The 13,515-nt window shown below is 73.4% G+C and carries 12 protein-coding genes; 7 read left to right on the forward strand and 5 right to left on the reverse strand.

Going from position 1 to position 13,515, the window contains the following annotated elements; translation table 11 throughout:
* Nucleotides 1-7: 7 nt before the first annotated feature.
* Nucleotides 8-1,405 (forward strand): GNAT family N-acetyltransferase, encoded by a 1,398-nt coding sequence (locus ACFYPA_RS22150; protein WP_389133711.1) that lies wholly within the window; start codon nucleotides 8-10, stop codon nucleotides 1,403-1,405.
* On the opposite strand, the gene ACFYPA_RS22155 is transcribed toward ACFYPA_RS22150, so the two are convergent.
* The gene (locus ACFYPA_RS22155; protein ID WP_389133713.1) at nucleotides 1,341-2,585 is read right to left on the reverse strand and encodes a trans-sulfuration enzyme family protein; all 1,245 of its coding nucleotides are present in this window, start codon (nucleotides 2,583-2,585) and stop codon (nucleotides 1,341-1,343) included. The two genes, ACFYPA_RS22150 and ACFYPA_RS22155, sit on opposite strands and share 65 nt — an antisense overlap.
* A gap of 60 nt (nucleotides 2,586-2,645) precedes the next feature.
* Between ACFYPA_RS22155 and ACFYPA_RS22160 the strand changes: the two genes are divergently transcribed.
* The gene (locus ACFYPA_RS22160) at nucleotides 2,646-3,167 is read left to right on the forward strand and encodes an Lrp/AsnC family transcriptional regulator (protein ID WP_359083575.1); all 522 of its coding nucleotides are present in this window, start codon (nucleotides 2,646-2,648) and stop codon (nucleotides 3,165-3,167) included.
* Between the two features lie 35 nt (nucleotides 3,168-3,202).
* Entirely contained in the window at nucleotides 3,203-4,888 is a 1,686-nt protein-coding gene (locus tag ACFYPA_RS22165; RefSeq protein WP_359083576.1) for a DUF885 domain-containing protein, read from the forward strand.
* 46 nt (nucleotides 4,889-4,934) lie between these two features.
* On the opposite strand, the gene ACFYPA_RS22170 is transcribed toward ACFYPA_RS22165, so the two are convergent.
* On the reverse strand, nucleotides 4,935-5,426 hold the full coding sequence (locus ACFYPA_RS22170; protein WP_389133716.1) for a rhodanese-like domain-containing protein: 492 nt from the start codon (nucleotides 5,424-5,426) through the stop codon (nucleotides 4,935-4,937).
* Between the two features lie 92 nt (nucleotides 5,427-5,518).
* Between ACFYPA_RS22170 and ACFYPA_RS22175 the strand changes: the two genes are divergently transcribed.
* Entirely contained in the window at nucleotides 5,519-5,965 is a 447-nt protein-coding gene (locus tag ACFYPA_RS22175; protein WP_359083579.1) for an Lrp/AsnC family transcriptional regulator, read from the forward strand.
* Here ACFYPA_RS22175 and ACFYPA_RS22180 read toward each other — a convergent pair.
* From ACFYPA_RS22180 to ACFYPA_RS22190, 3 genes are all read right to left on the reverse strand, one after another.
* Nucleotides 5,955-9,014, reverse strand: a complete 3,060-nt coding sequence (locus tag ACFYPA_RS22180) for an AAA family ATPase (RefSeq protein WP_389133720.1) — start codon at nucleotides 9,012-9,014, stop codon at nucleotides 5,955-5,957. The genes ACFYPA_RS22175 and ACFYPA_RS22180 overlap by 11 nt on opposite strands.
* Complete coding sequence (locus ACFYPA_RS22185) at nucleotides 9,011-10,177, reverse strand: exonuclease SbcCD subunit D (RefSeq protein ID WP_389133722.1); 1,167 nt, start codon at nucleotides 10,175-10,177, stop codon at nucleotides 9,011-9,013. The genes ACFYPA_RS22180 and ACFYPA_RS22185 overlap by 4 nt, the downstream gene beginning before the upstream one ends.
* 215 nt (nucleotides 10,178-10,392) lie before the next feature.
* A complete protein-coding gene (locus ACFYPA_RS22190) occupies nucleotides 10,393-11,019 on the reverse strand; it encodes a YigZ family protein (RefSeq protein ID WP_359083582.1) in 627 nt (208 codons plus the stop codon).
* A gap of 59 nt (nucleotides 11,020-11,078) precedes the next feature.
* On the opposite strand from ACFYPA_RS22190, the gene ACFYPA_RS22195 reads away from it, so the two are divergent.
* The 3 genes from ACFYPA_RS22195 (at nucleotide 11,079) to ACFYPA_RS22205 (ending at nucleotide 13,370) form a co-directional block, all read left to right on the forward strand.
* Entirely contained in the window at nucleotides 11,079-11,489 is a 411-nt protein-coding gene (locus ACFYPA_RS22195) for a CoA-binding protein (RefSeq protein ID WP_359083583.1), read from the forward strand.
* 77 nt (nucleotides 11,490-11,566) lie between these two features.
* Complete coding sequence (locus ACFYPA_RS22200) at nucleotides 11,567-12,400, forward strand: aminoglycoside N(3)-acetyltransferase (protein ID WP_389133725.1); 834 nt, start codon at nucleotides 11,567-11,569, stop codon at nucleotides 12,398-12,400.
* Nucleotides 12,401-12,506: 106 nt separating this feature from the next.
* Nucleotides 12,507-13,370, forward strand: coding sequence for an alpha/beta hydrolase (locus ACFYPA_RS22205; protein ID WP_359083585.1), 864 nt, complete (start codon nucleotides 12,507-12,509; stop codon nucleotides 13,368-13,370).
* Nucleotides 13,371-13,515: the final 145 nt, after the last annotated feature.

Consider the following 13,515-nt stretch of genomic DNA (forward strand, 5'->3'; position numbering starts at 1 on the left):
TGACGTCATGACTGATGTGACCTCTGCCAAGAGTGCCCGCCGCCCCCACCACTGGCGGCGGGACCTCATTGAACTCGCCGCCCTGTTCACCGCGGTCGCCGTCGCCGACGCGATCGCCAACCTGATCGGACACCAGCCCGACGGCCCGTATCTGCTCATCGCCTCGGCCGTGGCACTCACCGCCACCGCCGCGTTCCACACCTGGTGGGCACGTCGCCACAGTCACGCCCCACCGCCGGATGCCGAGGGCCCGGGAGCCTCGGACGCCCCCGGCGTGAACGCCGGCGCGGCACCGGACGACACCGCAGCCGTCGAGACGGTGCTCTGGCGGATGCGGACCACCGTCCGGGACGCTCCCGGCAGCCTCGCCGCGCTCTGCATCGTGCTGGCGCGCCACCGGATCGACATCCTGACGCTCCAGACGCACCCGCTGGCGGACGGCACCGTCGACGAGTTCCTGCTGCGCGCCCCCGCCACGCTGCCTGCCGCACAGCTGAGCCGGGCAATCGCCGAAGCCGGCGGCAGCTCCACCTGGATCGAGCGCGCCGACGCCCACGATCTGGTGGACGCCCCCACCCGGGTGCTCGGCCTCGCCACCCGCACCGCTCTGGACGCGGCCGAACTCCCCCTCGCCCTGCGCCAACTGCTCGGGCGGTGCACCATCCACTCGCTGCCCGCCGTGTCGATCACCGGACGCGCCACCGGTGCGAGCGCGCCCGTCGAAGGGGTGCTGGAGGAGACGGTGATGCGGCTGCGCGACCCCTCGGGCGGTGTCATCACCGTCGAGCGCCCCTATCTCCCCTTCACTCCCACGGAATTCGCCAGGGCGCGCGCCCTGGTCGAGCTCGATGCGCGGCTCGGCCCCCGCATCCCGCGCAGCGAGCACGTACTCACGTTGCCCGAGGGCAACGCGATCACCGTGCGCCGGGCGGACCGCAGCGACCTCGAAGCGGCCAGGGCCATGCACGACCGCTGCTCGGAGCAGACCCTTCGGCTGCGCTATCACGGCCCGGTCCGTGACGCGGACCGGTATCTCGAGCACCTGCTGAGCCCGCGCTTCGGGCGTACCCTCGCCGTGCAGACGGCCTCCGGCCGGACGGTGGCCCTCGGCCATCTCCTCTGGGACGGCGACGAGACCGAGGTCGCCCTGCTCGTCGAGGACGACTGGCAGCGCCGCGGCATCGGCTCCGAACTTCTGGGCCGTCTGGTGGCGCTCGCCGTCGAGGCGGGCTGCGAGAGCGTCTACGCCGTCACCCAGGCATCGAACACCGGGATGGTCGCCGCCATGCGTGCGCTCTCGCTGCCGCTCGACTATCAGATCGAGGAAGGCACGCTGGTGATCACCGCCCGGCTGGGCGCGACTCCGGTACGCTCCCTGCCGCCGTACGAGCAGGCGGAGCGCTGACCATCCGGCGCGCTAGGGGCTCTTCGCCACTCAGCGCCTGGCACAGGTCGGCCCACAGGTCCTCGACGTCCTCCAGTCCGACCGACATGCGCAGCAGCCGGTCGCCGACCCCCGAGGACTGCCGGTCTCCTTCGTCCACGATGCGGTGGCTGATGGAGGCCGGGTGCTGGATCAGGGTGTCCACACTGCCGAGACTGACCGCGGGCGTGATCAGCCGTACCGCGGCGATCACCCGGTGCGGATCCCCGTACACCTCGAAGGAGACCATGGCGCCGCCCAGTTCCGGGTAGTGCACGCGGGCGATCCGCGGGTCGGTGGAGAGCCGGCGGGCGAGTTCCGCGGCGTTCGCCGACGCGGCGCGCACGCGCACCGGCAGCGTGGCCAGACCGCGCAGCAGCAGATACCCCGCCATCGGGTGGAGCACCCCGCCGGTGGCGAAGCGCACCTGCCGCAGCCGGGCCGCGAACTCCTCGTCGCAGGCGACGATGCCGCCCATCACGTCTCCGTGGCCGCCCAGGTACTTCGTCGCGCTGTGCAGCACGATCCGGGCCCCGTGCTCGATGGGCCGCTGGAGGATCGGAGTGGCGAAGGTGTTGTCGACCAGCAGCGGCACCGAGCCGCAGGAGTGGGCGACCGCCCGGATGTCCACCTCGGCGAGCGTCGGATTGGCGGGTGTCTCGACGATCACCAGACCCGTGTCGGGGCGGATCGCCTCGGCGATGCCCGCCGGGTCCGTCCACGTCACCTCCGTGCCGAGAAGCCCGGCGCCCAGGAGATGGTCACTGCAGCCGTAGAGCGGCCGGACGGCCACCAAATGGCGCAGCCCCATGCTCGCGCGGGCCAGCAGAACGGCGGTGAGCGCGGCCATTCCGCTGGCGAACGCCACAGCGCTCGCGGTCCCTTCGAGCCGGGCCAGGGCCGTCTCGAAACGGGCGGTGGTCGGGTTGTCGAGGCGCGCGTAGACGGGCGGCCCGTCGAGCCGGGCGCCGGTGGCGGCGAAGGAGTCGATCCGCTGCGCCTCGCCCCTGGAGTCGTACGAGGGGTAGGTGGTGGACAGGTCGATCGGCGGGGCGTGCAGGCCGAGAGCCGCGAGGTCGTCGCGTCCGGCGTGCACGGCTTCGGTGGCGGGCGCCCGGTGCGGGGGTGTCGTCGGGGGCGCCATCGAGGGTTCGGTGTCCATGCTGCCCACTCTGAACAGTGACCGGCTCAGGCGGGGAGGAGCCCGTGCTACGTTCGGCGAATGACCGAATCCGTCGCACTCGACACGGTGGATCTGCACATTCTGCGGCTGCTGCAGAACGATGCCCGGACCACCTACCGCGAGCTCGCCGCCGAGGTCGGGGTCGCCCCCTCGACGTGCCTGGACCGGGTCACCCGGCTGCGCCGCACGGGCGTCATCCTCGGTCATCAGCTGCGCCTGGACCCGGCCAGGATGGGCCGCGGTCTGGAGGCGCTCCTGTCCGTGCAGGTCCGGCCGCACCGCCGGGAGCTCATCGGCCCGTTCGTGGAACGGATCAGGACCCTGCCGGAGTCCCGTGCGCTCTTCCATCTGACCGGCCCCGACGACTATCTGGTCCATGTCGCGGTGACCGACACCGCCGATCTCCAGCGTCTGGTCCTGGACGAGTTCACCTCGCGGCGTGAAGTGGCCCGCGTGGAGACGCGGCTGATCTTCCAGCAGTGGGAATGCGGTCCGCTGCTTCCGCCTACGCCCCGGACGGCCGAGGGCGGTCCGAGTCAGGCCCATGGTGCCGATCGGTAGTGACGTGGAGGCCCTCCCCGTACGAGGATGTCCACATGTCAGACTCTCCGAGCAGCGCGCTGCCCCGTCAGGTCGCCGACACCTATGTCGACGCATTTATCGAACTCGACCCGATCTCCGGCACCTATCTGGGTGTCGCGGAGAGCTCGCGCCGCCTTCCCGACTTCTCCCCCGCCGGCCAGGAAGCACTGGCCGACCTCGCCCGCACCACCCTCGCGCGGCTCGACCGCGCGGAGCAGCTTCCCGGCGCGGCCGACGACGCCGAGCGCCGCTGCGGGCGCCTGCTGCGTGAGCGCCTGACGGCCGAACTCGCCGTCCACGAAGCCGACGAGGCGTTGCGGGCCGTCTCCAACCTGCACTCCCCGGCCCACTCGATCCGTGAGGTGTTCACGGTGACGCCCACGGAGACGGACGAGGACTGGGCGGCCGTCGTCGAGCGGCTCAAGGCGGTTCCGGGCGCTCTGTCCGGCTACCGCGAGTCCCTCGCACTCGGTCTGGAGCGGAAGCTGTACGGCGGTCCGCGCGCCACCTCCACCTTCATCGGCCAGCTCGACGAGTGGGTCGGCAACGGCACGACGGGGTTCTTCCAGGGCTTCGCCGCCGCCGGCCCGGACGCACTGCGCACGGATCTGGACGCCGCCGCGGCGCAGGCCACCGAGTCCCTGGAGGAGCTGCGGCAGTGGATGCGGGAGGTGTACGCCCCCGCGATCGAGGGTGAGCCGGACACGGTGGGCCGCGAGCGCTACGCCCGCTGGTCGCGCTACTTCAACGGCACCGACCTGGATCTCGACGAGGCGTACGCGTACGGCTGGTCGGAATACCACCGGCTGCTCGCCGAGATGCGGACCGAGGCCGAGAAGGTGCTGCCGGGCGCGGGCCCCTGGGAGGCGCTGGCCCACCTCGATGTGCACGGCAAGCACATCGAGGGCGTCGACGAGGTGCAGGCGTGGCTGCAGGGCCTGATGGACGAGGCGATCGAGGCCCTGGACGGGACGCACTTCGAACTCGCCGAGCGGGTCCGCAAGGTGGAGTCCCGCATCGCTCCGCCCGGCGGCGCCGCGGCGCCGTACTACACGGGCCCGTCCGAGGACTTCTCCCGGCCCGGCCGCACGTGGCTGCCGACGATGGGCGAGACCCGGTTCCCGGTGTACGACCTGGTCTCCACCTGGTACCACGAGGGTGTTCCCGGCCATCACCTCCAGCTCGCCCAGTGGGCGCACGTCGCCGAGAGCCTCTCGCGCTACCAGGCCTCCATCGGCATCGTCAGCGCCAATGCCGAGGGCTGGGCGCTGTACGCGGAGCGGCTGATGGACGAGCTGGGCTTCCTGCCCGACGCCGAGCGCCGGCTGGGATATCTGGACGCCCAGATGATGCGGGCCTGCCGGGTGATCGTGGACATCGGCATGCACGCGGGCCTGGACATCCCGGCCGACTCCCCGTTCCACCCCGGTGAGCGGTGGACTCCTGAGCTGGCCCAGGAGTTCTTCGGCAACCACAGCGGCCGGCCCGCCGACTTCGTGGAGAGCGAGCTGACCCGCTACCTCTCGATGCCCGGTCAGGCCATCGGCTACAAGCTGGGTGAGCGTGCCTGGCTGCTCGGCCGGGAGAACGCCCGCGCGGCGCACGGGGACGCCTTCGACCTGAAGTCCTGGCACATGGCCGCCCTGTCCCAGGGGCCGCTGGGTCTGGACGATCTGGTCGACGAGCTGTCCAAGCTCTGACCGGATGCCGGCCGGCCCCGGACGCGGTGTCCGGGGCCGGCCGGTGTCAGCACCCGCAGTCGCCGGACGCGTCCGGTGCGGTGAGCGGGTCTGCGGTGCGCCGTTCGCGCCCCTGCCAGGTCTCGAACGCGAAGCCCTCACGCGCCCAGTACTCGAAACCGCCGAGCATCTCCTTGACCTGGTAGCCGAGTTCGGCGAGGGCGAGGGCGGCGCGGGTCGCACCGTTGCAGCCGGGCCCCCAGCAGTAGGTGACCACGGGCACGGCGGGGTCGAGGAGTTGGCGTGCCTGCTCGGCGATCAGCGCCGTCGGCAGGTGTACGGCCCCGGGTACGTGCCCCTGGTCCCAGGAGGCGGTGGAACGGGAGTCGAGGAGGACGAAGCCGGGGTCGTCGTCGGCCGCCAGGGCCGCGGCGACGTCCGAGACATCGGCGTGGAAGGCGAGCGAGGCGCCGAAGTAGGCGGCGGCCTCGGCCGACGCGGCGGGCGGAACGCGCAGGACGGCGTTCGTGGCGTGGGTGACAGCGGTCTGCGTGGTCATGGTGAAAATCTACGAGCGCCGATCATTCCACGGAAGGTGCGATCCCCGGCACACCCCTTGATCTGCCGGGGAATCCCCTGTTTCCTCTTTCCATGACCGACTATTCCCCGGATGACACCGACTGGCGCATTCTCGACGTCCTGCAACGGGAGGGACGCGCGACGTTCGCCGAGCTGGCCAGGGCCGTCTCGATGTCGTCGAGCGCCGTGACGGAGCGCGTGCGCCGGCTGGAGGAGGCCGGAATCATCGGCGGGTACGCGGCAGTGGTCGACCCCGAGCGCCTCGGACTGCCCGTTCTCGCCTTCGTACGGCTGCGGTATCCGCACGGCAACTACAAGCCGTTCCACGACCTCCTCGGCACGACACCGGAGATCGTGGAGGCCCATCACGTCACCGGCGACGACTGCTTCGTACTGAAGGTGACCGCCAGGTCCATGAAGCACCTGGAGACGGTCACCGGGAAGATCGGCGCCCTCGGGTCCGTGACCACCAGCGTCGTCTACTCCTCGCCGCTGCCGAGGCGGGCGGTCAGTCGCTGATCCCGTCGGCCACCCGGTGCCGCACGGCCGATCCGTGCCGCTCCTTCACCACTTCGAGCTGGGCGGGGATGCGGCGGCGCAGATCGCCGACGTGACTGACGATGCCGACGCTGCGGTCCCGTTCGCGCAACGAATCCAGTACGTCGAGCACCTCGTCGAGGGTCTGCTCGTCGAGGCTGCCGAAACCCTCGTCGATGAACAGGGTGTCCAGCCGTACGCCGCCCGCCTCGTCGGTGACCACGTCGGCGAGGCCGAGTGCCAGGGCGAGCGAGGCGAAGAACGTCTCGCCGCCGGAGAGCGTGGCCGTGTCGCGTTCGCGTCCCGTCCACGCGTCGATGACGTGCAGGCCGAGTCCGGCCCTGCGGCCTCCCGTCCGGGCGTCGGAGTGGACCAGCTCGTAGCGGCCGGAGGACATCCGGCCGAGGCGGGCGGTGGCGGCCGCCGCCACCTGTTCGAGGCGGGCCGCGAGCACGTACGACTCCAGGCGCATCTTGCGTTCGTTGTCCGCCGAGGTGCCGGCCGTGAGTCCGGCGAGCCGCGCGATCCGTTCGTACTCCTCGCGCACCGGCCCCAGGCCACGCACCTCGTCGGCCGCGCGCCGGGAGAGCCTGCCCAGCTCGGCGCAGCGTTCCCGTGCCGACGCGAGGGCCGCCGACGCGTCCCGCAGCAGGCGCTCCGCCACGTCGTACACCTGCCGCGCGGCGTCCGGCGCGGCCGGGGCACGGCCGGCGGCGGCGCGGGCGTCTGTCTCGGCGAGCCGGTCGGCCACCGCGGCCGCCTCGGCCTGCCAGGCGTCGATCCGGTGCTGGAGCGACCGCTGCCCGGACTCGGCGAGCAGGGTGTCCGCCGCGGCCTGCGGCGTGTCGAAGCCGGCCCGGAACGCGGCGTCCGCGAGCCGGTCGTCGGCCTCCTTGAGCCGCGCCGCCGCATCCTCCTCCTCGCGCACGGTCGTGACCGCCTCGACGAGCAGGGCGACCCGGTTCTGCAGGAGAGCAGCGTGTTCCGTGACGCTCCCCGCCTCGCCGCGTGCCTGCGCCAGCACCTCTTCCAGGGACTCCTGTTCACTGTCGAGACCCTCGCGACGGGACGTACGGGCGGCAGCCCGTCGCTCGGCCTGACGGCGGTCCTCGGTCCGCTGTGTCCGCTCCCGTTCGGCCGCCGCCAGGGCCTCGCGCGCGGCGTGCGTCCCCGCGGCGGTCCGGTGAGCCAGCGTGTGCTCACGGGTCAGTGTGTCCACGAGTGCGGCGAGCTCGGCGGCCGTCGGATCGTCCACGCCGCCCGCGTCCGGGTCCTCCGCGCTGTCGGCCCCGGCCGCCTCCGCGGCCTCGGCCCGGGCCGCCGCATACCGTTCGCGTACGGCTCCGAGCACGTGCTCCGCTTCGGTGCGGGCCTGCTCGGCGCGCCGGTGGGCGGCCTCCGCGGCGTCCTCCGTCGCCTGGTCGACATGCCCGTCCCCGGCGCGGGCCGGCCGCGGGTGGCCGGCGGAGCCGCACACCATGCATGCCTCGCCGTCGACGAGTTCCCGCGCGAGTTCGGCCGCGATGTCGCGCAGCCGCCGCTCGCGCAGGTCGAGCCAGTGCTCACGGGTGCCCAGGGCGTGCTCGCGGGCCCTGCCGAGCCGGTCCTCGGCGCCGACCGCCTCGTCCGCCAGTGCGTCCCGTCGGCGGGCCGCGTCCAGCCGTCGCCGGGCCGGGTCCAGCCGGCCCGCCAGCAGCTCGGCGCGGGTCGCTGCCTCCTGCGCCGCCTCGATACGGGCGAGCAGCCCGTCGCGGGTGGCTTCCCAGCCGGCCAGCCAGCCGTCGGCGTCGCGGATCAGTTCGTCGTCGGCCCGGGCCTCCCGCTCCAGGGCGGTGCGCTCGCTGTCGATCTCGGCGCTGCGCCGCTCTGCCCGGCGGGCGGCGTCCAGTCCGCCGAGCTCCTCGCGCAGTCGGCGTTCCAGAGCCGCGAGTTGTTCGGCGCCGGCGTCGGCCAGACTGTCCGGGAGCCCGCTCCGGGACCGGTCCCGGGCCGCGCTCGCGCGGCGGTACGCCCGCTCTGCTTCGTCGCGCAGTTCGAGTGCGGGTGCGACGCGGTCCGCTCTGCGGGCACGCCTCAGTTGTTCCTGGGCGTCGTCGTGTCCGGCCCGGCCCGCTTCGGACGCGGCGGCCCGGCGGCCGGTCTCGGCGTACCGCTGCTGGAGTGCGGCCAGTTCCCGTTCGGCGTCCCAGGCGGTCCGGGCGGCGCTCCGCCGGCTCTCGGCCGCCGCCACCGACGCGCCGGCGATGTCGAGCCGCTCCCGAGCGCTGCTGCGGGCCGTCGCCGCCCATCCCAGTACGGCGTCCGCGAGCCCGGGCCCGCCCGGCTGGACCTCCGGCATCGCGGCCTCCCGGCCGGCCGGGCCGGCGGCCTGGGCGATCCGCTGGGCGAGGGCGAGGATCTGTTCGTCCCCGGACCTGACCTGGTTCTCGGCGGCCCGGCGAAGGTCGGCGAGGCGCTCCTCGACCGCGGCGAACCGACGGGTGTCGAAGAGCCTGCCGAGCAGCTTGCCCCGGGCTTCCGCGTCGGCCCGCAGGAAGCGGGCGAAGTCGCCCTGCGGCAGGAGCACCACCTGGCAGAACTGCTCCCGGCTCATCCCGATGAGCTGGGTGATCTCCTCGCCGATCTCCTGGTGCGAGCGGCTCAGCGCCTGCCAGCCCCGCTCGGTGTCGTACGCGCGCAGCAGGCTCTGCGCCTTCTCCGTGGTGTGGCCGCCGCCCCGCTTCTTGGGGCGGGGCTGGGCGGGGCGCCGGGTGATCTCCAGCCGGCGCCCGCCGACGGTGAGCTCCAGCCGGATCTCCGTGGGCAGGTCCGCGGGGGCGTGGTCGCTGCGCAGCGAGGTGCCGGGGCTCTGCCGTGCTCCTGGCACCGCCCCGTACAGGGCGTAGCAGACGGCGTCGAGGACCGAGGTCTTGCCGGCGCCGGTCGGGCCGTGCAGCAGGAAGAGCCCGGCCGCGGAGAGCGCGTCGAAGTCGATCTCCTGGGTGGCGCCGAACGGGCCGAAGGCGGTGATGTCGAGCCGGTGGAGCCTCATCGGTTCACCTCGCGCACGGTGTCGTCGACCCGCACGTGGTCGAAGGCGCCTCGCAGCACGGTGCGCTCGTGTTCGTCGGTGCCGTACCCGCCGCGGACGTGGGCCACGAAGTCCTCGGCGATGCTCTGGTCGTCGCGCCCGCGCAGCCGCTGGGCGTAGGAGGTGTGCGGGTCGTCGGGTGCCCGGTCCGGTTCGAGTACGAGGCTGAGCGTGTGCGGGAAGCGCTCGATGAGCCGGGCCATGGGCTCGGCCGGGCGGACCGGGTCGGTGAGGGTGGCCTCGACCCAGGACTGTTCGTGCCGGTCGAGGGCGGGGTCGTCGAGGAGGGCGTCGAGCCTGCCCCGGAGCCGGGCGAGGGGGCGGGGCACCGGGCAGTCGATCCGCTGCGCGGCGATCGCACCCTCGGCGTCGAGGTCGATCAGCCACATCGTCTTGCGGTGGTGGACCTCCGAGAAGGAGTACGCGAGGGGGGAGCCGGAGTACCGGACGCGCTCGGCGACGGTCTGGCAGCCGTGGAGGTGGCCCAGGGCGACGTAGTCGACACCGTCGAAGACTCCGGCGGGGACGGCCTCGACCCCGCCGACGGTGATGTCGCGTTCGCTGTCGCTCGGCTCGCCGCCCGCGACGAAGGCATGGGCGAGGACCACGGACCGGGTGGCGTCCGGCCGCTCCGCGAGATCGGCGCGGACCCGGTTCATCGCGGCGGTCAGCACGGCTTCGTGGCCGGCCCGGTCCGCCTTGAACACGTCCTTGACCAGAGCGGGTTCGAGATACGGGAGTCCGTAGAACGCCACGTCGCCGTGGGTGTCCGGGATGACGACCGGGGTGGCGCAGCGGGCGGGGTCGGTGCGCAGGTGGATGCCGGCCCGCCCGATGAGCCCCGCGCCGACACCGAGCCGCCGGGCCGAGTCGTGGTTGCCGGAGATCATCACGGTGGGCACACCGGCGGCGGCGAGCCGGTGCAGTGCGTCGTCGAAGAGTTCCACGGCGAACAGCGGGGGCACCGCTCTGTCGTACACGTCACCCGCCACGAGCACGACGTCGACCTCGTGCTCACGCACGGTGGCCACCAGATGGTCGAGGTAGGCGGCCTGCGCCTCGTGCAGGGAGACACGGTGGAACGACCGGCCCAGGTGCCAGTCCGATGTGTGCAAAATCCTCAAGAGCCGGCTCCGACCTGCATGTTTCGCTTCCTCGTCCCCCGGGTCCCGGCCGTCCGCGCACCGGGCCGGCCCAGGGCCCCGGTGCCCGCCCCACCTGCGCGCCCCTGCCCCTGTCCCCTCACGCACCACAGTCTCCCACCCCCCGGTGGGCCGCCGGGGCCACAGCCGGGAAGACGGCGCACCGGCTCCGCTTCCCGGCACCGCGACCGGTCCGCTCAGGCGTCCCCGTACGCCTCCGCACCCAGTTCCAGTTGCGCCTCGCCCGCCGTGGCGTCGGCCAGCCAGCGCCGGAACTCCTCGACCTCGGCGTCCGGCAGCCCGATCTCGATGCTCACCGCTTCCGCGTAGCGGACCTCGCGCACGGTTCGTCCGGTGGCCCGCAGTTCGTTCTCCAGCCGGCCGGCGCGCTGATGCCCGACCGTGACCGTCACGATCCGGAACCGCTGCCGGGTGAGCGTGCCCATCGCGTCGAGGGCTTCGCCGACCGCGCCCCCGTAGGCCCGGATCAGTCCCCCGGCGCCGAGTTTCACCCCGCCGTAGTAGCGGGTGACGACGGCGACGACGTACCGCATCTCGCGGCGGGTGAGCATCTGCAGCATGGGGACGCCGGCGGTGCCGCCCGGCTCGCCGTCGTCACTGGCCTTCTGTACGGAGGCGTCGGCGCCGATCACGTACGCGAAGCAGTTGTGGGAGGCGGTCGGGTGCTCCCTGCGGACCGCTGCGACGAAGTCCTGGGCGTCCTGTTCGGTGGCGGCGGGGGCGAGCGCGCAGATGAAGCGTGATCGGTTGACCTCGGTCTCGTGCACACCCGCGCGGGCGACTGTCCGGTACTGCTCCTGCATCCGGCCAGCCTATGCGCAGCCGCGGGAATGGTCCGGAGCGGCCGTCCGTTGTGCGGATCATGGACGCAGACACGGAGACGATCCGCAGGATTCTCGAGGACACCGGCGACACCTGGGCGGTGGTGGGACTGTCCGGCAACCGCTCGCGTGCGGCCTACGGGGTGGCCGAGGTGCTCCAGCGCTTCGGCAAGCGGGTGGTGCCCGTCCATCCCAAGGCGGAGCGGGTGCACGGCGAGCAGGGTTACGCCTCGCTGGCGGACATTCCCTTCCCGGTCGACGTGGTGGACGTCTTCGTCAACAGCGAGCTGGCGGGTGCGGTGGCGGACGAGGCGGTGGCGATCGGCGCCTCGGCGGTCTGGTTCCAGCTCGGTGTGATCGACGAGAAGGCGTACGCACGCACCCGGGCGGCCGGGCTCGACATGGTCATGGACCACTGCCCCGCCATCGAGATACCGAAGCTGCGCGGCTGAGTTCCGGAGCTGCGCGACGGACCCGTCCGTATGTGCGGGGTGTCACACTCCGCCCCGGAGTGGGAGGATGACGGGCTGTGAGTGCTGCCCACGCCGCGAGCGTGTCGACCGTCCCCCACAGCCGGGCCCGCCTGGCCGGACAGCTGTCCTCGCTCGGCGTCGAGCGCGGCGGCGTGCTGATGGTGCACGCCTCCTTACGCGCGGTGGGGGAAGTGGACGGCGGGGCGGGCGCGGTCGCGGCCGCCCTGCGGGACGCGGTGGGCCCCGGGGGGACGCTGGTGGTCCCGGCCTTCACCCCGGAGAACTCGGACACCTCCCCGCAGTACCTCGCCCGGGTCCGCGGCCTCGACGACCGGGCCCGGGAGGCCGTCCGGTCGTCGATGCCCGCGTTCGACCCGGCCACCACGGCCGCCCCGTCGATGGGCCGGCTCTCCGAGACGGTGCGCCGGGCCCCGGGCGCCCTGCGCAGCTCCCACCCGCAGACGTCCTTCGCCGCCGTCGGGCCGCTGGCCGGCCATGTGGTGGCGGGCCATCACCGGGACTGCCATCTGGGCGACGACTCCCCGTTGGGCCGCCTGCACGAACTGCGGGCCCAGGTTCTGCTGCTCGGCAGCGGTTTCGGCTCCTGCACCGCGTTCCACCTCGCCGAGTACCGCGTACCGTCCCCGCCCCGCCGCACCTACCGCTGTGTGGTGCGGGACGGCGACCGGCGCCGGTGGTGGGAGTACGAGGACGTCGCCCTGGACGACAGCGACTTCGCGGCACTGGGCGCGGACTTCGAACGATCGGACCGCGGCGGAGCCGTCCGCACGGCCCCGGTGGGCAGCGCCACCGCCCGGCTGTTCCTTCTCCCGGCAGCGGTGGCGTTCGCGACGCGGTGGCTACCGGCGCACAGGGGGGCGCACTCCTAGCGGCGTTTCGCGCCTGCGCGGCAACCTCCTGGCCGGTGCATCTATATCCAACTTCCCCTGCGGCACTCATACTTACCGCGTATCGGCCCCGAGGGGAAGGCACCGGATGGAGCACCTGATCCGCACGGAGGACGGCCGGGACCTGGCCGTGGAAAGCTTCGGAAATCCGCACGGCAGACCGGTGTTCCTGCTCCACGGCACCCCGGGCAGCCGGCTCGGGCCCGCCCCGCGCGGGGCCGTTCTCTACCGGCTGGGCATCCGTCTCATCGCGTACGACCGTCCCGGTTACGGCGCGTCCGACCGCCTGCCGGGCCGTTCGGTGGCCCATGTCGCCGCCGATGTCGTGACCATCGCCAACGCCCTCGGCATCGGCAAGTTCGCGGTGGTCGGGCGGTCGGGTGGCGCGCCGCACGCGCTCGCGTGCGCCGCACTGCTGCGGGGTCGCGCCGCCCGCACGGCGGCGCTGGTCGGGCTGGCGCCGCGCGATGCGCAGGGGCTCGACTGGTTCGAGGGGATGACCGAGTCGAACGTCCGTGAGTACATCAACGCCGCAGCGGGGCGCGGCAGACTGACCGCCGCGCTGGAGCGCAGATCGGCCTCGATCCGGGCGGATCCGATGGGCTCGGTCGTGGACATGCACCGCGGCCTGTCCGCCTCGGACCGCGGGATCGTCTCCGACACCGGCATCCGCGCCATGCTGGTGCGCAACTTCGCCGAGGGGCTGCGCAGTTCGGCCGACGGCTGGGTCGACGACGTCATGTCCTTCAGCAGCGACTGGGGGTTCCGGCCCGAGGACATCGCCTCGCCCGTGCTCCTGTGGCACGGCGAGGACGACGTGTTCGCACCGGCGCAGCACACCCGCTGGCTCGGCGAACGCATCCCGGGGGCGGAGACGGTGGTGGAGCGCGGAGCCGCGCACTTCGGCGCGCTGCGCGTCCTCACCCGCGTGCTCGGCTGGGTCACCAGATGACCGGCCGGCCGCGTCCTTCGCCGGCGGGGGGGGCCGGCGGGGGCGGGCGGGGGGCCCCCCCCCCCCGCGGGGGGCGGCCCCCCGGGGGGGGCCCGCCCGCGGGGTTTGCCCCCCCCCCCCCGGCCCCCCCCCCCCCGGCGCGGGC

The organism is Streptomyces sp. NPDC005775 (genome assembly GCF_042871565.1).
Classification (GTDB): domain Bacteria; phylum Actinomycetota; class Actinomycetes; order Streptomycetales; family Streptomycetaceae; genus Streptomyces.